The 21,434-nt window shown below is 39.4% G+C and carries 19 protein-coding genes, 1 pseudogene, 1 riboswitch and 1 other annotated feature; of the genes and pseudogenes, 19 read left to right on the plus strand and 1 reads right to left on the minus strand.

Annotation, left to right across the window (positions count from 1 at the left end):
• Positions 1 to 85: 85 nt before the first annotated feature.
• Together ACQKII_RS03925 and ACQKII_RS03930 are read left to right on the plus strand one after the other, a co-directional pair.
• The gene (locus tag ACQKII_RS03925) at positions 86 to 1,213 is read left to right on the plus strand and encodes an IS4 family transposase (RefSeq protein ID WP_427456522.1); all 1,128 of its coding nucleotides are present in this window, start codon (positions 86 to 88) and stop codon (positions 1,211 to 1,213) included.
• A gap of 127 nt (positions 1,214 to 1,340) precedes the next feature.
• Positions 1,341 to 1,592, plus strand: a binding site (T-box leader).
• Between the two features lie 81 nt (positions 1,593 to 1,673).
• The gene (locus tag ACQKII_RS03930) at positions 1,674 to 3,035 is read left to right on the plus strand and encodes an amino acid permease (RefSeq protein WP_427456524.1); all 1,362 of its coding nucleotides are present in this window, start codon (positions 1,674 to 1,676) and stop codon (positions 3,033 to 3,035) included.
• 674 nt (positions 3,036 to 3,709) lie between these two features.
• Here the strand turns inward: ACQKII_RS03930 and ACQKII_RS03935 are convergent.
• Positions 3,710 to 5,884 carry a DNA topoisomerase III gene (locus ACQKII_RS03935; RefSeq protein WP_427456526.1) on the minus strand — a complete coding sequence of 725 codons (2,175 nt, stop codon included), beginning with the start codon at positions 5,882 to 5,884 and terminating at the stop codon, positions 3,710 to 3,712.
• 201 nt (positions 5,885 to 6,085) lie between these two features.
• Here ACQKII_RS03935 and ACQKII_RS03940 point away from each other — a divergent pair.
• The 17 genes and pseudogenes from ACQKII_RS03940 to ACQKII_RS04020 all read left to right on the plus strand — a co-directional run.
• Positions 6,086 to 6,355: pseudogene (locus tag ACQKII_RS03940) on the plus strand (DNA topoisomerase); the annotation flags it as partial.
• Between the two features lie 155 nt (positions 6,356 to 6,510).
• The gene (locus tag ACQKII_RS03945; RefSeq protein WP_427456527.1) at positions 6,511 to 6,756 is read left to right on the plus strand and encodes a hypothetical protein; all 246 of its coding nucleotides are present in this window, start codon (positions 6,511 to 6,513) and stop codon (positions 6,754 to 6,756) included.
• Positions 6,749 to 7,495, plus strand: a complete 747-nt coding sequence (locus tag ACQKII_RS03950; RefSeq protein ID WP_427456529.1) for a nuclease-related domain-containing protein — start codon at positions 6,749 to 6,751, stop codon at positions 7,493 to 7,495. Before ACQKII_RS03945 ends, ACQKII_RS03950 begins: the two co-directional genes overlap by 8 nt.
• 1,341 nt (positions 7,496 to 8,836) lie before the next feature.
• Positions 8,837 to 10,195 carry an aspartate kinase gene (locus ACQKII_RS03955; RefSeq protein WP_427456531.1) on the plus strand — a complete coding sequence of 453 codons (1,359 nt, stop codon included), beginning with the start codon at positions 8,837 to 8,839 and terminating at the stop codon, positions 10,193 to 10,195.
• A gap of 101 nt (positions 10,196 to 10,296) precedes the next feature.
• Complete coding sequence (locus ACQKII_RS03960) at positions 10,297 to 10,476, plus strand: hypothetical protein (protein ID WP_427456533.1); 180 nt, start codon at positions 10,297 to 10,299, stop codon at positions 10,474 to 10,476.
• Positions 10,477 to 10,772: 296 nt separating this feature from the next.
• Positions 10,773 to 11,450, plus strand: a complete 678-nt coding sequence (locus tag ACQKII_RS03965) for an adenosylcobinamide amidohydrolase (protein WP_427456759.1) — start codon at positions 10,773 to 10,775, stop codon at positions 11,448 to 11,450.
• Positions 11,447 to 12,403 (plus strand): adenosylcobinamide-phosphate synthase CbiB, encoded by a 957-nt coding sequence (cbiB, locus tag ACQKII_RS03970; RefSeq protein WP_427456535.1) that lies wholly within the window; start codon positions 11,447 to 11,449, stop codon positions 12,401 to 12,403. The genes ACQKII_RS03965 and cbiB overlap by 4 nt, the downstream gene beginning before the upstream one ends.
• Positions 12,390 to 13,475 carry a pyridoxal phosphate-dependent aminotransferase gene (locus ACQKII_RS03975; RefSeq protein WP_427456537.1) on the plus strand — a complete coding sequence of 362 codons (1,086 nt, stop codon included), beginning with the start codon at positions 12,390 to 12,392 and terminating at the stop codon, positions 13,473 to 13,475. Before cbiB ends, ACQKII_RS03975 begins: the two co-directional genes overlap by 14 nt.
• 5 nt (positions 13,476 to 13,480) lie before the next feature.
• The gene (locus ACQKII_RS03980) at positions 13,481 to 14,089 is read left to right on the plus strand and encodes a histidine phosphatase family protein (protein WP_427456539.1); all 609 of its coding nucleotides are present in this window, start codon (positions 13,481 to 13,483) and stop codon (positions 14,087 to 14,089) included.
• A 12-nt stretch (positions 14,090 to 14,101) separates the two neighbouring features.
• A complete protein-coding gene (locus ACQKII_RS03985; protein WP_427456541.1) occupies positions 14,102 to 14,677 on the plus strand; it encodes a bifunctional adenosylcobinamide kinase/adenosylcobinamide-phosphate guanylyltransferase in 576 nt (191 codons plus the stop codon).
• Between the two features lie 61 nt (positions 14,678 to 14,738).
• Positions 14,739 to 15,515 (plus strand): adenosylcobinamide-GDP ribazoletransferase, encoded by a 777-nt coding sequence (cobS, locus tag ACQKII_RS03990; RefSeq protein ID WP_427456543.1) that lies wholly within the window; start codon positions 14,739 to 14,741, stop codon positions 15,513 to 15,515.
• The gene (locus tag ACQKII_RS03995; RefSeq protein WP_427456545.1) at positions 15,488 to 16,084 is read left to right on the plus strand and encodes a histidine phosphatase family protein; all 597 of its coding nucleotides are present in this window, start codon (positions 15,488 to 15,490) and stop codon (positions 16,082 to 16,084) included. The genes cobS and ACQKII_RS03995 overlap by 28 nt, the downstream gene beginning before the upstream one ends.
• Positions 16,036 to 16,428 carry a bifunctional adenosylcobinamide kinase/adenosylcobinamide-phosphate guanylyltransferase gene (locus tag ACQKII_RS04000; protein ID WP_427456547.1) on the plus strand — a complete coding sequence of 131 codons (393 nt, stop codon included), beginning with the start codon at positions 16,036 to 16,038 and terminating at the stop codon, positions 16,426 to 16,428. Before ACQKII_RS03995 ends, ACQKII_RS04000 begins: the two co-directional genes overlap by 49 nt.
• A gap of 94 nt (positions 16,429 to 16,522) precedes the next feature.
• Positions 16,523 to 17,017, plus strand: a complete 495-nt coding sequence (locus tag ACQKII_RS04005; protein WP_427456549.1) for an ECF transporter S component — start codon at positions 16,523 to 16,525, stop codon at positions 17,015 to 17,017.
• Positions 17,014 to 17,697, plus strand: coding sequence for a hypothetical protein (locus ACQKII_RS04010; protein WP_427456551.1), 684 nt, complete (start codon positions 17,014 to 17,016; stop codon positions 17,695 to 17,697). The genes ACQKII_RS04005 and ACQKII_RS04010 overlap by 4 nt, the downstream gene beginning before the upstream one ends.
• A gap of 109 nt (positions 17,698 to 17,806) precedes the next feature.
• A riboswitch (cobalamin riboswitch) is annotated at positions 17,807 to 17,994 on the plus strand.
• Positions 17,995 to 18,156: 162 nt separating this feature from the next.
• Positions 18,157 to 20,370: a ribonucleoside-diphosphate reductase subunit alpha gene (locus ACQKII_RS04015; protein ID WP_427456553.1), complete on the plus strand. Its 2,214-nt coding sequence runs from the start codon at positions 18,157 to 18,159 to the stop codon at positions 20,368 to 20,370.
• Between the two features lie 12 nt (positions 20,371 to 20,382).
• Positions 20,383 to 21,423 (plus strand): ribonucleotide-diphosphate reductase subunit beta, encoded by a 1,041-nt coding sequence (locus ACQKII_RS04020; protein WP_427456555.1) that lies wholly within the window; start codon positions 20,383 to 20,385, stop codon positions 21,421 to 21,423.
• Positions 21,424 to 21,434: the final 11 nt, after the last annotated feature.

Below are 21,434 nucleotides of genomic sequence, written 5' to 3' on the forward strand. Positions count from 1 at the left end.
TCCAATAAAATCGCATAGAAAAAGAGAGATTCTCATGTAAAATAGTAGTCACCACAACAACTGTTTACGAAATGAGGAATCTCTCTTGCCCAAGAATAACACGATTTTTACGCTACTTCAAAACTTTCTTCCGGAAACCGAGCTTCAAGCGATTTTAGCGGAGTTCGGTTTCGTTAATACGGCGCGAAAATGTACCGTTTCGACACTCATTTCCTATTTAGTTGGCGCTGCGACCCACGAATGGAAAAGCTTGCGTCACGCAGCGGATGTCGCACCGAGTATTGGGCTCGTTTCGGTCGATCATTCTTCGCTATCGAAACGATTTAAAGACCTGGATTACCACATCATGAAACGCATTTTCGATGTGGTCAGTGGCAAGCTCAATCGGTCTGCGAAACGTTCTCTTTCCATGAAAAAAGAACTGTTAGCTGTCGATTCGACAACGATTACGGTGGGGAAAAATCGATTACCCTGGGCACTTTATCACGGCGAGCGTTCAGGAATCAAACTCCATGTCAGTTTCACTAATGAAAGCGCCATGCCTTTAAAAGTCGTGGAAACAACTGGCTTAAAACATGATGGTCCAATCGGCGAAAGCCTAGAAGACAAACGATTTATTCTGATTGGTGACCGTGCGTATTTTTCGATTGATAAAGTCGATCGCTATGTGAAAGAAAAACAGGATTTTGTCATTCGTTTAAAAGATAACCTTCACTTGAATCAGAAAAAAACATTGAAATATACGCCAAGTAAGGATTCCCACGTTACAGCTGATTTCACGTGTACAATGGGTACCTCGCAAAAACAAACGGAAAAACGCCATCGGGTCGTGGAATTTATCGATTACGAAGGCAAATCGATGCGTGTCGTGACTAGTTTGAGGAACATCACACCAGAAGAGATTGCGGACATATACAAATCACGCTGGGCAATCGAATCATTTTTCCGCTGGATTAAACAAAATTTGAACGTGCCGACTTTTTTCGGCACAACGCCCAATGCGGTATTTAATCAACTATTCGCTGCATTGATTGCGTATGTTTTATTGAATTTTTTACACAAGCAAGGTCAAAAGAAAAAAGGCCCAAAATCCCTGTCATTCGCAGGTTTTACACGCCTGTTTCTTTGTGCTGCCTTGCCTTTTGAATGGCGCTTGTACATTAACAAAACTTTGGCGTTTTACCGGAAGCTTCACGAAGAGAATACTGGATGATTTTGGTTAATCAACACGCGTGTTGTCATATATAAATTAAGTGGGTTATGAAGAAAATTTGAAAATTATATTGACAAAATAATTTTTTTCTGTAAAATGAAAAACAATTCAAAAATATTTGTATAGAACAAAGGCTATGAAAAGAAATAGTATCAATTATTTTTACGAACAGAAAGTTACCGATTGATGAGAGGTGCATGTAAAACGATTGAGAATTCATCTTGGAGCCGTGTACCGAAAAGATCATTCTAAGTAGGCTACACCGGTAAGCACCCGTAATCATGTGCGAGAGTATCGTCAAATGACCGTACTTCTTAAGGTAAGTAATGTGAATTGCTTATAAATTAAAGGTGGTAACACGAGTTGAATCGTCCTTTTGGTTAGTCCAAAAGGGCGTTTTTTTTTATTCCTTTTTTGAGCAAAGTATTTGAAAATCTAAACGTATTAGGAGTAAGACATTATGAAAGACAATCATCAAGATTCACAGCTAAAGCGCGGATTAAGTACTCGTCACATGCAACTAATTGCACTTGGCGGATCCATTGGGGTCGGTTTATTTTATGGCTCTAGTTCAACAATTCAAATGGCTGGGCCATCTATTTTACTAGCTTATTTAATTGGCGGATTAGTTATTTTCACAATTATGCGTGCATTAGGCGAAATGGCAGTAGAGGAACCTGTATCAGGCTCGTTCAGTACGTACGCGAATAAATATTTAGGACGCTTTGCTGGGTTCTTATCTGGTTGGACGTATTGGTTCATGTGGATTGTCGTTGGCATGGCAGAATTAACAGTAGTCGGTGTATATATTAACTACTGGTTCCCTGATATTCCACAATGGGTAACTGCCCTTGTAGTACTTGTTATGATGATGCTTGTAAACTTAGCAAATGTAAAAGCTTACGGAGAATTCGAATTCTGGTTTGCGATGATTAAAGTTGTTGCGATTATCGGTATGATCGTTCTAGGATTAGCCATTATTTTCTTCGGTGTTGGCAACCACGGTGAAGCAATTGGCTTAGATAATTTATGGGCACACGGTGGCTTCATGCCAAACGGTTTCCATGGTATTTTAATGTCACTAGTATTAGTTATGTTCTCATTCGGTGGGGTTGAATTAGTTGGTATTTCTGCAGGAGAAGCAAAAAATCCTAGCAAGTCAATTCCTTCAGCTATTAACAACATCGTTTGGCGTATTTTAATTTTCTACATTGGTGCATTAGGCGTTATGATGGTTATTTATCCTTGGAACGAAGTTGGTTCAGAAGGTAGCCCGTTCGTTCAAATTTTCGATTACGTCGGCATCCCTGCTGCGGCTCACATTATTAACTTTGTTGTAATTACAGCAGCTATGTCTGCGTTTAATAGTGGTTTATACGGTTCAGGACGTATGCTACACAACTTATCGGTACAAAAAAATGCTCCAAAATATTTTAAAACAGTAAGTAAAAACGGTAGTCCGCGTAGAGGGATTTTATTTTCTTCAGCGGTGTTATTAATTGCGGTTGTCTTAAATTATGTAGTACCTGAAAAAGTGTTCATCTATATTTCTGCTGTTGCGACTGTTGCAGTCATTACAAGCTGGATGATTATTTTATTAGCACAATTGAAATTTAGAAAGTCAAAAACGAAAGAGGAAGTAGCCGAACTGAAATTCAAAATTCCGCTTTATCCACTTTCTACGTACATTGCCATTGCATTCTTATTAATGGTTATTGTGTTAATGGCGTTTATTCCAGATATGCGTGTTGCCCTATATGTCGCACCAGTTTGGTTTTTAATCTTATTTGTTGGATACAAAGTGATAAATGTTAAAAAGTAGTTAAATCATTTCATTTAACTGATACTTCTTCAACGAAGACATATGTTAAAAAGTCCCTTTGGTTAACTCAATTGGTTCCACCTATCTCAAAATTAATTATTTTTATACACTAGTAAACGTTAATACCGTTCTCAAATGAAAGTTTGGAATGAAACCGAAATCCAAGAAATGCTGTTAAACCAACATTTCTTGGATTTTCCTTTGAATATTGTCTACACAGCTTTTTATTGCAAGAAAGTTGTGGAGTTACATGGTGGACAAGTAAATGTAACAAGTAAAATCGGGAAAGGAAGTACATTTGAAATTAAATTACCAATTAGAAGGAGCTAACATTATGGAAAAGAAATGATCAATCCGATTAATTCGTTTTGCAGCTATTTTTGGAATAATCGGTATATTTTTAGGGTCGAAAATGAGTGGAAATATGGATTATTCATTGCGTCCAATACATGCACATATATTATTAGTACTTACGTATGTAATAAAGAGCTTTCGGTATACCGATTGCCATCAAAAGAACCTTTTATAAACAATGAAACGGATTTGGAACTGTTTATCTTCCAAATCCGTTTTTTTTTATGCAAATGCTTTAGTTGGATAACCATCCAATGTAGGGAAAATTTAATATTATAAGAAGTGAACTTAAATGGAAACACTACTTTGAATGTTAATGATTATTGCGGGAATTTAAAATTAATTTTACGCTCTTTTTCATCCCAAATAAGGTGAGCATTAAAAGTTTTCTCGCCTTTTTTAAACCCTTTAATCAAATCCGTTTCACCAGAGGCTAGGAGCTTTTTTATATTAGCTTGTGTAATGGTTCTTCTCAGGATTTTCTTAGAAACAGAGAATTTACAGTTAGCAGCTTTATAATTTGAGCAACCGTAAAAAGTGCCATGATCTATGATTGACCCCTCGCAAAGGATACATTTCCCAACAACTGTTTTTTCTTTTTTATATTTTTTATTATACGGATTATTTGCAGTGATTTTATCGACTGCATTTTGATTAAATGCCCATTCCTTTTCACGCTCGTTAGCATCTGAAATCAATTTGTCAGCAAGCTTTTTTACTTGTTCCATAAATGCTTTTGGAGAAGCGTTGCCTTCACCGATTTCAGTTAGTCGTTGCTCCCATTTACCTGTCATTGAAGGAGACGTTAATATGCTTTCACCTAGTGCCTCGATAAGTAACATGCCTTTAGTTGTTGCAAAGACTTGGTTTTTCTTAACTTCGATATAGTTTCGATCTTTAAGTGTGCCAATAATTCCAGCGCGTGTGGCTTCAGTACCTAAACCTTCAGTTTTAGATAAAACCTTTTCTAATTTAGCATCTTCTAAATGTTTACCAGCTGTTTTCATTACTGTAATTAAATTTCCTTCAGAATATCGATTGGGTGGCTGTGTTTCACCTTTTTTCACTTTAGTTTTTGCAACTATCCCAAGTTCATTTTCTGAAAGTAGGGGAAGCAATTCATCTTCTTCTGTAGATAAAGTGTCTTTAGAATGATAAATTACTTTACGCCAACCTTCTTCAATTTGCACTTTGCCCTTAGAAATGAACTCTGCACGTTTTTCTACAAGTGAATGAATTGTCGTGTAAGAAAAAATTGCATTGTTATAATGAGCTGCAATGACTTGTCGAACGACTAAATCATATATTTTTTCTTCTTCCGAGCTAAGCTTAGAAAATTTAGGTAACTGCTCAGTAATAATAATCGCATGGTGATCGGTAACTTTTTTTTCGTTTACAAATCTTTTATTATTCATAATTGAATTTTTTGGCGGTGGAAGAAGGTTTTTATACTTATCAATTTTACTCAAATTTTCTAATATAATTGGTAGTGTTTTTGCTTCTTCGATCGTCAAAAATTGTGAATCAGATCTTGGATATGAAACCAAGCCCTTCAAATAGAGTTTTTGCAAAATATCTAGCGTATTTTGTGGTGAGAATTTATATGCCTTATTTGCAGTTGCTTGTAATGCAGATAGGTTGAACAACAAAGGAGGAGCGTATTCCTTTGTTTCTTTTTTTATATTAGTAATTTCTACATTTTTATTGATACAGAAATTAGCGATTGCAATTGCTTGTTTTTCCTCTTGAACTCTTGAAATATTATTTTTATGCCATTTCGCTTTTAACATTTTCCCATCAAAATTAAATTCTGCATCAACTTCCCAAAAAGGTTCAGACTTAAAATTTGCTATTTCATGCTCGCGTTTAACGATTAGCGCAAGTGTAGGTGTTTGCACACGACCAATTGAAAACACATCTTTTACACCATTTTGTTTGAGTAGAACAGTATATAGTCTAGATGTATTAATGCCAATTAACCAGTCAGCACAAGAACGACTTAATGCTTCGAAATAAATATCTCTCGTTTTATCTTCTGGAAGTAAGTTAGAAAAACCGTTTTTTACAGCGTTTTCAGTTAAAGATGATATCCATAAACGTTTCATTGGTTTATTAACTCCGCATACTTTTAAAATGGTGCGAATTATTAATTCACCTTCACGACCCGCATCCCCACCAATTATGATTTCTCGAATATCAGATCTTTTTACTAAACCTTTGATTACATTGAATTGTTTATATTTTGATTTCGTAACTTTATATTCGAATCGATCTGGAATAATCGGCAATGTTTCTAACGTCCATTTTTTCCACTTGGGATTATATTCTTCTGGAGCTTTTAATTCACATAGATGTCCTATCGCCCATGTGATAAGTGCCCCATCTGGAAAGTATGTGTTTGGTTTTACTTCAAAATAACCTGCTTTTTTAGTAAAAGAAAAGGGAGCAGCTAATTTTGCTGCTTGGTCTGGTTTTTCTGCGATTACTATTTTCATATATCCTTCTCCTATTAATAATAATTACAACTTCTTATTTAATGATTATAAATTAATTTTCAGTATAACGGTTATACCAATAATTATGTCCATCTATTTTTAGGAAATCTATTTTTGTTGACTTATAAACTGAGCTTTTATATGTTTTAATTATGTCCAAAATAATTAAGTCCATTTTTATTTAGATAACGTACAGAGTCAAAGCACTTGCCAACAAATTTTTCTGCAGGTATTCAACAGCATTTGCAGGCACTTTCATCAATACCTAACTATACACAGCTTGAATGTGCACATATTCAAAAAATCATGCACGCTAAGCGCTACGTAGATGATAAAAAATTGACGGATCACCATGCCATTACGGTGACACATACGGTTCCAAAGCTTGAAAAACTTTCGGCTGTTGAACAGAAAATTTATCATTTAATAGTGAAGAGGCTACTAGCCTTTTCTTGCCGCCTTATGTATTAGATAAATCGGTGATGTTTTTATCCTCGAACGGTGAGTGGTTAAAGGCAAGCGGCAATATGGTCATAGAGAAGGGGTTCACCTCTTTATATGAGACCCAACTGTAGCGGATAAGGAAATTATCAAGGTTGGTCGTTGCGTGTAATGTGGTCATGATGTTGTGGAAGGTTTTAAAAGCTATAGTTGCACGAATAAGACATGTAAGTTTTTTATTGCAGTCTATTATGATGGACAAGATCACGCCGACAGACAAGAAAAAATTATTGCAAGGGAAGGAAACGCGTGACATTCGCTTTACATGGAAAAGCGGGAAGAAGGGCAAGGCAAAATTAAAATTAGAAAACGGCAAGATATCATTTGTCTTTGCTAAGACAATGCCGAATGGAAAGGGCTTAAATGGCTAAAATTTATCATCATGAACGACAACTAGAAAGAGATTTACAGCATTTAAAGCAAAGAAAAGTTTTATACCGACTGTTAAGTACAGTTGGTCTATGTGTTATTATTCTTATCGTTTGGCAGTATCAACTGTTAGTACTGATACTTGTTGCTGTGGCAATTGTAGGGCTATATATCATAAGTCAAAGCTCTTTAAGTAATAAGCTTGGGAAGGTGGCAGCTGGTCTTGCTGGAGAAGATAGGGCTCTTCACGTGCTAAGTGATCTTCCCGCAAGTTATTCGATTTTTCCTGATATACAGATTGTGGTTGATGGACGGACAAGTCAATTAGACACAATTATTGTTGGACCGACTGGTATTTATGTAGTAGAAGTGAAAAATCATTCTGGCGTAATTGAGGGGAATGTGAATGAGCGAGAACTACTGCAAATCAAGCATGACGGGCACAAGAAAACGATTTATAATCCTGTAAAGCAGGTTGCCACACATACATATCGCTTGCACCGTTATTTATACCAACATGGTGTAGATTACTGGATACAAGGTGCTGTTTATTTTGCCAATAATGCAGTAAGGATTGATGTCGCTCCCCATTCATCGACACCCATTTTTTCGGTCAAAGACAACGGAAGTAAGCGCTTGCTTTATTATATAGAAGAAAGACATGGTCAGGCACTGTCAAGAAGTGAGCAAAGAAGGGTTGAAAAACTGATCAAACAATTATTAAAAGAACAAGCGAGCTAATGAGGCTCGTTTCAGACTGTAGACAAACTCAAAAAATTGGTTTGTTTACAGTTTATTTCTTTTAAAATAGAGGTATCTATATGACCCCGTTGATTTCTGCTACGGCGGACGCTTTTCGCGGGCGGTGTCGAGCTGCTTCCCTCGCTTTGTTCGGGTCAACCGCCATAATGTTTCAGGTTCAAGCAACAACCGCTCGGGTCAGCCGCAGGAACGCTCAGCTTCAAGCAACAATCGCTCGGGTCAACCGCAGAAACGCTCGGCTTCAAGTAACAACCGCTCGGGTCAACCGCAGGAACGCTCAGCTGCAACCAACATTCGCTCAAGTCAACCGCAGGAACGCTCAGCTTCAACCAACATTCGCTCGGGTCAACCACAGGAACGCTCGGCTTCAAGCAATAATCGCTCGGGTCAACCGCAGGAACGCTCGGCTTCAAGTAACAACCGCTCGGGTCAACCGCAGGAACGCTCAGCTTCAAGCAACAATCGCTCGGGTCAACGGCAGGAACGCTCGGCTTCAAGTAATAATCGCTCGGGTCAACGGCAGGAACGCTCGGCTTCAAGCAACATTCGCTCAAGTCAACCGCGATAAAGCTCGGCTATTACTCGCTCAGGTACAAGCAATATTCACTTGAAATGATGAAGATTGCTCAAGTGGTTCGCCAAGACCAGTGCCTGACGTGCATGTAAAACCGCTGTAAATGACAAAGAATTTACACATAAGCCTTGTTTAAACAGCTCCAGCACAAACAAAAGACCTTTATCCTATTCTAAACGTTAATAACTTTCACTAGCGCTTAAAATTTTGCTTTTAGTAAAATCATTATACTTGTATAATTCATTATGCTTATGCATGATGTGACAACTGTGATTCATCCTATAGTACAAACACACCGATTTTTTGTGCATATCATAATAATGAAAGTAAGCGTTTTCTTTATTATTAATAGAAGGAAATCACGAGTAACGGTTTCTAAATGTAAGTAAAAAAGAATTAAATGGTTGATGCTAAGCCATTTAGCGCTGGAGGCGGGCTAAGCAGGCTCGTTTTTTTTTATGCGCAATATAGAAATTATTGCAGCTATCCATAATCGGTATTGCTAGTTCAGGCGAAGTTTTGCCCGAATATGTAAACTAGACGAAAAAAATTTGCAAAAACCTTAACTATTTGCTTCGAAATCCGTATAATAAATCAAACAGTGCGAAAATTGTCCATATTCCATCACTAAATTGCGTGAATTTTTTAAATTGTATTGACGTGGTGAATGATAATTTGTACACTGTGTACATTCAATTGTTTTTTGGAGGAATACATTTAATTTAAAAAGTTAGGATTTGATGGATATGATCGTATGTAAATTTGGTGGAACATCTGTAGCAAGCGCTGAACAAATTCGAAAAGTGGCAAATATTGTAAAATCTCATCCGGCACGTAAAATCGTAGCCGTATCAGCTCCAGGGAAACGCTCTAGTGATGATATTAAAGTAACTGATTTACTAATTGATTTATCGAATGCAGCATTAAATAATGATGACATAGAAGAAAAATTACAAAAAGTCGTGAATCGCTATCAGGCGATTGCAGATGGTTTAGAGTTGGATTATACGATTTGTGATGTCATAGCTGACGACTTGCGTGAACGTCTACAGGGCGATAAATCCAACGAAGAATTATTTATCGATAACTTAAAAGCATCTGGTGAGGATAATAATGCAAAGCTAATTGCAGCCTATTTCAACTCAATCGATATGCCGGCCCGTTATGTAAGTCCAAAAGAAGGATTGGTCGTAAATGATTTACCGGAACGTACATTCGCTTTGCCCGAAGCATATGCCAATTTAGCTCCACTAAAAGACACTAAAGAAATTATTGTGTTCCCAGGTTTCTTCGGTTACACTAAAGCGGGCATACTGCGTACCTTTGATCGCGGTGGCTCTGATATTACAGGCTCTATTTTAGCAGCAGCTGTTGAAGCCGAGCTTTATGAAAACTTTACGGATGTAGATTGTGTGTTCTCTGCGAATCCGAAAGTCGTGAATGATCCTGTCGAAATTAAAGAAATTACGTATCGCGAAATGCGCGAATTATCCTATGCAGGCTTTTCAGTGTTCCACGATGAAGCGTTAATGCCTGTTTATAAGATTGGGGTGCCAGTTAACATAAAAAATACAAATAATCCAACAGCCCCAGGTACTCGTATTGTACCGAATCGTCCTGCAACAGGTCGTCCGGTAACAGGTATCTCGGCAGACAGTGGCTTTTCAACTTTATATGTATCTAAATATTTAATGAATCGTGAAGTAGGGTTTGGTCGTAAGCTTCTACAGATTTTAGAAGATGAAAATATTTCATATGAACACACACCATCTGGATTAGATGATATTTCGGTTATCATGCGTTCAAATCAACTAACAGCAGAAAATGAAGCGCGTATTCTAGCTCGTGTGAAAAACGAATTATTTGCAGATGATGTACAAATGCGTCATGGTTTCTCTATGATTGTTATTGTAGGGGAAGGGATGCGTAATAACACGGGTCTTGCGGCTCGTGCAGCAACAGCGATTTCAAAAACAGGTGCGAACATTGAAATGATTAACCAAGGTTCCTCTGAGGTAAGTCTAGTATTTGGTGTTTTACAAGACTTTGAAAACCAAATTTTACAAGCACTTTATGGAGAATTCTTTGCCCATGTGCAAGCGTAAGTGACGAACACTAATTCAAGCGATTGCTGCTTGGATTAGTGTTTTCTTTTTTGCTAGAATGCGGTAAAATCGAGGACGTACATAGTTAGGAGGAATTTATCTTGAAAAATCTATCAATAGGTATGTTGCTTTCAGTCATTGGAATATTATTTGTATGCTTAACAATTATGGATATTTTACCGTCATCAACAAAAACTTCAAAGTTTGTCTATATTGGTATTGGTTGGGTATTTATTATTGCAGGTTCTATCGTTCGCTTTAAAAATCTAAAACAGAAATAATAAAGAACTATCCATGAAATTGAAGTATTATAAAACGCAAAATTATGATACAATTTCAAAGAAAATAAATTATTAGAGTATTGTGAAGTTGTTGCTCTGTACTATAAAAAAATTCAGAAGGTTCAAATTTGCAGTGTATTCATAATTAAAGAATGAACAGTACAAATTCTTCTTTGTAAGAATTTGTTTTTTTATTTAACTTGGACGAACGAGTGCAAAAACTTCACATTCAACAAAAATGGAAGTTCACAACGACGTAAAGTTAGGTTCAATTTATTGGGGGCGAGATGTTGGCAGTGTTACGCAAGGAAGATATTCAGATATTCGAACATTATGTTGCCATTCAGACAGCATCACCTATGAAGGTTGTTTCTTCAGCTATGCATAATCCGGGTTTTGGCTATTATACACATGTCATGAATCGCTCGGTACCCTATACCTATGATGAACGACAACCACACCACGAATTACAGCGGTTTTTAGAGTCTGAGGGCTTTCCTGCTGCGAATACTGTGGCTATGATGACTGCTGTATATGCACGCTATGCAACGATACGTGAGTTTACATATGAAGGCATACATCTTGTTATCATGATAACAGCAGGACTAGGTAATGCCGTCGATATTACCCGCGCCTTTCATCGTCAGGAGCAGTATCACGCTGGAACGATTAATACCTGGGTGCTAATAAACGGCAAATTGTCGGACGAGGCATTGTTTCAAGCAATGATTTCAACAACGGAAGCAAAGGTGAAGGCACTCATTGATGAAAATATTACAGACCCTACAACAGGCACACAGGCAACAGGTACTTCTACGGATAGCTTGTTGATTGCATCGACAGAAGAAGGAGACTACCATCAATATGCGGGGCCAATTACAATGCTTGGTAAAGTGATTGGACATGGCGTCTACGAAACGATGCGTGAGGCCATTCAAAAATATAAAAAAGATAAAGAGGAGAATCCGCTATGATTGTACTGATTATTGCCTGTATCATCGGGCTCGTATTTGATTTAGCTGTAGGGGATCCTCCTAAAATGCCACATCCTGTTCGCTGGATAGGAAAGCTTATTCAATCTCAAACAGCATTATGGAATAAAGGCAAAATGCGCAAAACGCGTGGTATGGTGATGTCACTAGCTGTTGTGGGCACGACCATGTTTGTTGTCACGGCTATTTTACTACTTTGCTATCAGGTTAGTTTAATATTCGGCATACTCGTAGAAGGTCTATTGATTGGTATTGGGCTTGCACAACGAAGCTTGAAAGAAGCAGCGATGGCCGTATATGAACCACTTGTAAAAGGAGATTTTGCAGAGGCTCGTGTTAAACTATCATGGATTGTCGGACGTGATACAGAAAAGCTAGATGAAGACGAGATTGTACGTGGGGTCGTAGAAACAGTTTCTGAAAATACAAGCGATGGGGTAACCGCCCCGCTATTTTATGCCTTTTTATTTGGAGCTGTCGGTTTATGGGGCTATAAGGCGGTTAATACGCTTGACTCAATGATTGGCTATAAAAACGATAAGTACCAAGACTTTGGCATGTTTGCGGCAAAACTTGATGATGTCGTGAATTTTATTCCAAGTCGTTTAACAGGTTTACTGATGGTACTCGGGACGAAAAATGAAACGACTGTGTCACTTGGACAGCGTTTAAAACGTTGGGCACAGGATGCTAAAAAGCATCCAAGTCCAAATAGTGGTTATTTGGAAGCGGCAACAGCCGTTCAGCTTGGTGTACAGCTGGGTGGGAAAAATACATATCAAGGTGTACCTTCATTTCGAGCGACGATGGGTGAGAAGTTAGTTCCATTAACGAAGGAACATATCGCAACGTCGGTTATTCATATGCGTATTGCCACGTTGCTCTTTACACTTGTCATGTTAGCTATGGAGGTGTTGATTTTTGCAATTGCCTAATCATGGAGCAAATCCGCAAAATGTCTACCATCAATTAGGGCTTACGATGCCCGCGGAAGTATATGATTTTAGTGAAAACGTCAACGCTGCTGGGCCTCCTCTGTTTGTAGAGGCGCGCTGGCAGACGTATTATCCGTTAATTCAACGCTATCCTGATCCAGATGGAGAGCCATTTTTATCAAAGGTGGCAAAGTTTCATCAAGTTGAGAAAAATGCAGTGCTTCTTGGAAACGGAGCGTCCGAGTTATTGAGTGTCCTTGCAAGACGTTATGTAAATAAGCGTGTGATTATCGTGCATCCTACATTTTCTGAATACGAACGGACGTTACAAGCAGCGGGTGCGGTCATTGTCCCAATTATTGTGGAGGATATTGTCCAGTACACGTTGCCAATGGATCATTTGCTACGAGAAATGACTAACGCAGATGCCCTTTATATGTGCACACCCAATAATCCAACGGGTGTGTTACCAAAGAAAGAGGAGCTTCTACAAATAATGGCTTATGGAGCGCAAGTAAACTGTGAGCTAGTATTAGACGAAGCGTTTATAGACTGGGTAAGTGAAGACTACTCATTGATCGGTTATGTCTCTTCACATCCACATGTCATCGTCGTTCGGTCCATGACAAAAATGTATGCAATCCCGGGACTGCGACTAGGCTACTTAGTAGCAAGTGACACCATCGTCTCTGTGCTTAAGACCATGCTATCTCATTGGAATCTTAATGCTTTTGCGCTTGTTATTGGCGCCGATTGTTTAGATGAACAGGAATATTGCCAGCAGGCAATAGCTTATGCACAAACTCAGCGGGAGTGGCTGCAAAGTTTTTTACGAAAAAATGGCTGTCAGGTGACGAATAGCGTGACAAATTATGTCTGTTTTGCATTGCCCCAAAATCAGCAAGCAGAATTATTTTTCTCTCATTGTCTAGCAAAGGGTGTAGTACTACGCCATACGAAAAATTTCTTGGGTTTAAATGGCGAATGGTTCCGAATTGGCATAAAGGATATGTCGGCTATGACCTACTTACAAAACTGTTTACAAGCGTGGTTTAAAATGTATAAGGGGTGAGAAAAATGACAACTTTTTTTCTAGTTAGACATGGTGAGACAGTATGGAATAAGGAACAACGATTACAAGGATGGCTTGATTCCCCCTTATCAGAACAGGGCATTCAACATGCTAAAAAGCTAGGGGAACAATTAAAGGACATTCAATTTGCTGCCGCTTATAGTAGCTCAAGTGGTCGTGCCAAAGAAACATTGCAGTTTTTAATAACAAATAGAGAACTCGATCGTTATTTTGAGGATGATCTACGGGAGATTTTTTTAGGGAAGTGGCAAGGGAAAACGATAGAAGATATCCTCGTAACAAATCGTTTCGACTATGAGCTGTATACTGACTATCCTGCACAATTCATTGCAACCCATACTGAAAGTTTTGGTGCGGTAACGGAACGTGCGATGTACACACTTAAAAATATTGCAGAAAAGTATCCACATGATAATATTTTAATTGTGTCGCATGGTGTAACAATTAAGTGCATCATCAATGTAATACTAGAACGCGGCATGAATCAGCTTTGGTCAGCACCTATTATTGAGGGGACAAGTGTGACAATTATTGAACGACTTGATCGGCAATGGGTGGTAAAGGATATTGGCAGTACGAAACATTTACGATAGGGAGGCGATTCCATGCCACTTATGTTCATAACAGGTGGAGTACGCAGTGGTAAGTCACATTTTGCTGAAAAAGCTGCAATTCGTCACTATCAAAACGAGTCGTTAATGGCTAGACGGCTCATATATATTGCATCTGGTGTAGCGATGGATAGCGAAATGGAGAAACGTATTTTGCGGCATCAGGTAGACCGACAAGCTCAAGATACTGTATGGCACACTATAGAAGCACCTTATCAGATAGTGGAAGCTTTCGACGGGCTGTGTGATGGAGATGTGGTACTTTGGGACTGTGTAACGACATGGCTGACAAATGCATTTTATGAGGGCTTTGACTCGGGGAGAATGTGTGTGGAAAAGCCTGGTTGTTTAGAAAAAAAGCTACAATCCTTGAAGAAGGCAGTATTGACGTTACTTGACAAAAGGGTGACGCTTTTTGTCGTGTCCAATGAACTATTTGATGAGCCTCCGTATACCAGTGAGGAGGTCGAATTGTATCGACAAATGCTCGGGAAATTACATCAATGGTTCGTTTCTGTCGCAAATGAGGCATATGAAATTAATTATGGTATCGTAAAGAAATGGAAATGATAAAGTGGCTTTTTAATGAAAGCAAACGTTATTTGAATCAAAAAAGAAAGAAGGCAAGGCGATGAAAAATATATGGCACAGCATACTGCTCGCATTTCAATTTTTTACAGTTTTGCCTGTACATAAAGAAATTCCATTGTCAAAAGTGACAATTACAGGCATGTTTGCCTGTTTACCATGGATAGGGGCGCTCATGGGAACCGTGGTGGCAGCAACTATTTATAGTTTAACGCAGTGGACGGCAAGTAGTGATGTGTTACTCGCCTTTGTCATTGTCGGATTATTCGCGTTATTTACTGGAGGATTACATTTAGACGGTTTTATTGATATGGGGGATGCTTATTTTTCGTATCGAGATCGTGAGAAGCGGCTTGAAATTTTGGATGATCCACGTGTTGGGGCGTTTGGTGTCCTATCGATTCTGTTTTTAATACTCGGGAAAATCGTTGTGCTCCATGAACTATTTTTGCAAGAAAAGCTATCGCTTTGGATGCTCGTTTTTATTCCATTATTGACAAGGGTAGGTATGAGCTTTTACTTTATGTCTCTGAACTGTTCAAAGGAAAAAGGGCTTGCGTACTTTTTCAAAACGCGTATTAAGCATGGGGTGTTAACTTGCTTAATGTTTGTAACGCTAGCAATTGCGCTTAGTGGGATATTCTATGTGACAGGCTTTTCACTTGTCCCGCTTATACTTGTTGCTGTATTGGCCATTGCGTTTGTGGTGTTTCGACAGTTTACCTTGCGCAATTTCGGCGGCGTATCGGGTGATTTGTTGGGGGCATCAATTGAAGGAATGGAGGTCGTGCTATGGGTGACGTTGTTACTGTGCGCTTAATGCGACATGCGCCGACAAGGGAAAATCTAGAGAAGCGCTATATTGGCTGGACAGATTCGTCCTTGGCAGATCCTTCAGTGCTTCCAACTGTAGATACAGCTGTAGAAAAAGTGTATGGTAGTGATTTACTGCGTTGTAGAGAAACGGCTGCACGCTATTTTCCACAAGCAAGCTATAGTGCGGATGTACGATTTCGAGAGTCTAATTTTGGAGACTTTGAAGGAAAAACCTACGATGAATTAAAGTCGGATAGTCGTTATTGTGCATGGCTAGATGATCCAATTCAAACTACGCCGCCAAACGGGGAAGGCTTTGACATATTTTGTGCACGTGTCATTGAAGGCTTCAAAGCGTTGCCAAAAGAGGTGGAGGAAACGGTTCTTGTCGTGCACGGTGGGGTGATTCGAGCTTTACTAGTGGCATTTGCGCCAATAGAAAAACCCTTTTGGACGTATAATGTGCCACACGACAAAATGTTTACTTTAAGGTTTGCGCAAGATGCATGGAAGGAGGGGGCGAGATGCATGTCTTTATCGGAGGTGCCTATAACGGAAAAACCGACTATGTAATGCGTGAGCTTGAAGGACAAAAGGTTGCTGTTGTGGATGGAGTTTTCCCTGATTATGCACCGAGTTGTGATGTAGTCGTTATAAAAAACTTAGAAAAATGGCTTGTGACACAAAATCTTGAGGCAGATGACATGATTGTCGCTCAACTTTTGACACGACTAAAGGCCCTTGAAGAAAATTGCGCATTGTTTATAATTGTGACCGATATGGGGCGTGGCGTTGTGCCGATGGAAAAACAGGCACGATTATTACGTGACACATGCGGACGTTTGTACCAGGCGTTATTTACTGAAGCTGAACGAGTCGTTCGTATTTGGTACGGCATCGCTGAACAGATCAAATGATTTAGGAAGTGTTGTGTCACTGGGTATGCATTGTACAGTCTTTGCGGATTTACCTGTAAGCATATCAAAACATGAAAAGAAAAGAGGAAATGGAATGGATCGACAAAAATTAATGAGCTTGTCGTTAACTGCGATGGTTGCGGCTATTTGTGCAGTTGGGGCAGTCATTAAAATCCCATCGTTTGTATCGACGGCGGCACTCGACTCAGCACCTGCATTTTTAAGTGTTGTGTTTTTATCACCTGTCTTAGCAGGTGCGGCGGGTTTAATAGGACATTTTATAACAGCATTAACATCTGGTTTTCCACTTGGACCTCTGCATATTATTATCGCAGTCGAAATGTTTATTGTAGTTTGGGTATTCGGTGTTATGCATAAAAAAGGCCTACATTTCTGGAAATGGCCAGTAGCGCTTGTTTTAAACGGTGTTGTTGCACCTCTGCCGTTTTACTTTATCATTAGCCCTGCATTTTATTGGGGAACATTAGTAAGTATTTTCATGGCAACCGTTATTAACTTAGTAATCGTCGCTGTTGTAATGCCGATTCTTTCAAAAGTGTTTGTACGTAAAGAAGGGCGAGCGCATTGAGAAATGCAGTAAAAGTTGGTGATTTGATTGCCACAACCGATAATGCCGCGGCGATTGGCGAGAAATCACAAGATGTTGTGGCTACGTCAGATCATCTAACCGCATACTTAACAGCTCGTGTTACTTTTTTAGAACAGCTTGCGGCGAATGCGATACCTGTGCATATAATACTTGCTAATTTTTCAGGGGATGCTGCTTGGTCTCGCTATGTCTCTGGCATTCAGCAGGTATTTGATGAAATTGGTCTTGTTTGCCCACAGATAGGCGGTAGCTCAGAATCCAATATGCCAACTTTACAATCAGCTTTATCTTTGACAATGCTAGGCGCGCAACAAAGTCGTACGCTGTATGAGCGTGACAAGCTTATTTGGTACACATACGGCCTGCCACTTGTTGGAAATGAAGTGCTTGCTCAGCCTGACGATGTTGCGCAACTTCAGCCCATTTTTAATGCTTGGCGCGATGAAATTGTGCAGCAAGTTTGGCCAGTAGGGTCAAAGGGTCTACAAGTAGAATTCACCCGACTTTTTGGAGATCAGCGGGTGCAAAGTTCGTTAGATGTTGAGAAAACTGCAGGTCCATGTGCCGTTATTTTACTCGGTGTACATCCTGAAAAAGAGCAACTTGCACAAAAAAATTTCACTAGAAATTTTGAAAAACTGCGTAGAACTGCTTGGTAATAGGGCTTGCTTCCAGCAAAAATATAGATTTATTAAATGCAAGATTCAAAACGCCTATTGCAACAAGAAACACAATATGTTAGATTTGTTTAGGAGTTAAAACACTATATATAGTATTTGGACGAACGGTACCATATTGGTTTAAAAGGGAATTCGGAAATAGAGCAATCTTAAGCCGAAGCTGTCCCCGCAACTGTAAGTGCTGACAAATGATTAAAATGCCACTGTAACTGATGGGAAGGCAATCATTTGGAGGAAGCATGAGCCAGGAGACCTGCCGATTTGTTCAAGACAGCAACACATTCTTCGGGGATTGAGAAGTGGAGGCGAGAGATTTGTCCACTTTGATGTGTACATGTCCTTCATTTCCATTTCCGATTTTACAGCGATCCCGCAACAGATACATGTTGTAGGATCGCTTTTTGTGTTGGCTGAAGGTGAAAGGGAGAGAATGTATAAATGACAATTCAAATCGAACAGCAAATAGCTAAGTTAAAGTTTAATTATTCGGAGGATGAACTAGAAAGTTTTGTAAGGTTATCGGATCGATGGCTACGCAAAAACGAAAGTGCCACGTTTGAAGCATGGGCGGATGCGATGATTTTACAAACGCTTAGTCTTATTGACGAAGAAGAGCCCTTCTGGACATTTGTTGCTGCGCAAATATATTTGGAGAAATTATACGATCAATTTGCCATGCGTCGCGGCGTTGCTGTGGAAGATGTCTATCAGGTATTTCCAGCACAGCTCGCAAGATATACAGAAGCTGGACTTTATCACCAATGTTTAACAACGAAGTATAGTGAGCAGGAGCTAATTGAACTAGCGTCCTATTTACAACAAAGCCGAGATGAGTTGTTTACGTACATCGGGTTAAAGACATTAATGGATCGCTATGTCGTACGTGATTATACGAAAACACCAGTGGAGCTACCGCAGGAGCGATGGATGGTCATCGCGATGACGCTCATGCAAGATGAAACTGAAAATCGCTTAGATAAGGTTCGTGAAGCCTATTGGGCAATGAGTAATTTATATATGACCGTTGCAACGCCTACTTTATCCAACGCCGGGAAAACACATGGTCAACTTTCTAGTTGCTTTATCGATACGGTAGATGATAGCTTGCAAAGTATTTATGATACGAATACAGATGTCGCAACATTATCGAAGTATGGTGGAGGTATTGGCGTCTATATGGGTAAAATCCGTAGTCGTGGCTCATCCATTAAAGGATTTAAAGGTGCTTCAAGTGGCGTGTTGCCTTGGATTAAACAGCTCAATAATACAGCTGTGTCGGTAGATCAGTTAGGACAACGACAAGGAGCAATTGCGGTGTATTTAGATGTTTGGCATAAGGATGTCTTTACGTTTTTAGATTTGCGCTTGAATAACGGAGATGAGCGACTGCGAGCACATGATATTTTCACGGGGCTTTGTTTACCAGATTTATTTATGGAAGCGGTTGAGGCACGAGAGGATTGGCATTTATTTGACCCACATGAAGTACGTGAAGTAATGGGCTTCTCCTTAGAAGATTTTTATGATGAGAAGAAGGGCGATGGCTCGTTCCGAGAGAAATATGCGGCATGTATAGCGAATCCGCTACTGAGCCGTGAAGTTGTGCAAGCAATCGATATTATGAAACGTATTATGCGTTCGCAGTTGGAAACAGGTGTGCCGTTTATGTTTTACCGTGATGAAGTGAATCGTATGAACCCAAATAAGCATGAAGGGATGATTTATAGTTCGAATCTGTGTACGGAGATATTCCAAAATATGTCTGCTACTGAATTTGAGTCGATTACATTAGAGGATGATGTCATCGTTACACGTCGAAAGCCTGGGGATTTCGTGGTGTGCAATTTATCTTCTGTGAATTTAGGCAAGGCTGTACCGGCTGAAGTATTAGAACGTTTGATTCCAATTCAAGTCCGTATGCTCGATAATGTCATCGCATTAAATACGATTCCAGTTAAACAAGCAGAGCGTACAAATGCACGTTATCGTGGAATTGGGCTCGGTACATTTGGCTGGCATCATTTACTTGCTTTGAAGGAAATTCAATGGGAATCAGACAAGGCAGTCGATTATGCAGACAAGCTTTATGAACAAATTGCCTATTTAACGATACGTGCATCCAATGAATTGGCACGTGAAAAAGGAGCATATCCATTGTTTGAAGGCTCGGACTGGCAAACGGGGGCGTACTTTGAGAAACGTGGTTATAGTAGTGACAAGTGGCAAGCATTACGTGCAGATGTGGCAACGACTGGTATGCGTAATGGCTATGTGATGGCGGTTGCACCTAATTCATCGACATCAATATTAGCTGGTAGTACCGCAACCATTGATCCTATTTTCCAAAAGAGTTACTCAGAGGAGAAAAAAGACTACAAAATCCCTGTAACCGTACCAGATTTAACGCCAGTAACAACTTGGTATTACAAGTCTGCTTATTTTATTGACCAAAATTGGACAATTAAGCAAAATGCTGCGCGAGCGCGTCATATTGACCAAGGGATTTCTCTTAATTTATATGTTCAAAATACCATTAAAGCGAAAGATTTACTCGCATTGCATTTAAATGCTTGGGCAAGTGGCGTGAAAACTACTTATTATGTGCGCTCGACATCTGTAGAGTTGCTAGAATGTGAGTCTTGTGCAAGCTAGGAGGAATAATAGATGACAACAATTACTAAACGACAAATTATGGATAAAGAGGCGCCAAACCGTTCGACAGCGATTGTTAACGGGCGTTCTTCAAACATTTTAAACTGGGATGACGTACGCTTTAATTGGGCGTACCCAAAATATAAAAAAATGCTGGGCAACTTTTGGACACCATTTGAAATCAATATGAGTAATGATGTGAAACAATTTCCTGCGTTGTCTGTGGATGAGCAGGAGTCATTTCTGAAAATTATCGGTTTACTTGCTCTTTTAGACAGTGTGCAAACAGATTTTGCAGGCAAAGTAGCAGATTATTTAACGGATTCAAGTCTGAATGCCCTGATGATTATTTTAGCGCAACAGGAGGTTATTCATAATCATTCCTATTCATATGTGCTTTCAAGTATCGTAAATAAAGATGAACAGGATCGCACATTCGACTTTTGGCGCACAGAGCCCGTACTGGAACGCCGCAATGATTTTGTCATTAAGGGCTACCAAGCCTTTTCTGAGGAAGCAACCGTTGAAAATATGCTTGAAGCAATTGTCTATGATGTGATTTTAGAAGGACTCTTCTTCTACTCAGGCTTTGCATTCTTCTATCATTTAGCACGCAATCAAAAAATGGTCGCTTCATCGACGATGATTAATTATATTAACCGTGATGAACAGCTTCACGTTGATCTTTTCGTGAAAATTTATCAGGAATTATTAGAAGAATATCCTGCATATGATACGCCAGAAAGAGCAGCGCGTGTGCAAGCTATTTTCCGCGAGGCGGTGCAACTTGAAATCGATTGGGCCAATGAAGTAATTGGTGATAAGATTGAAGGTCTTGACGTGGATGATGTCCATGACTATGTTCATTTCTATGCCAATGTACGTTGCAATCAGCTAGGCGTGGAGCGTCCATTCGAGGGTTATCGCAAAAATCCATTGAAATGGATCAAGGCTTATGAGGATGTTGATTTAGGTAAAACTGATTTCTTTGAGCAACGTTCACGCCAATATGTGAAGGTCAATGTAGAAGATAATGGCTTTGATGATTTGTAAAAGGCTACCAC

Origin of the sequence: Lysinibacillus sp. NPDC048646 (assembly GCF_050272295.1) — a bacterium.
GTDB lineage: Bacteria > Bacillota > Bacilli > Bacillales_A > Planococcaceae > Lysinibacillus.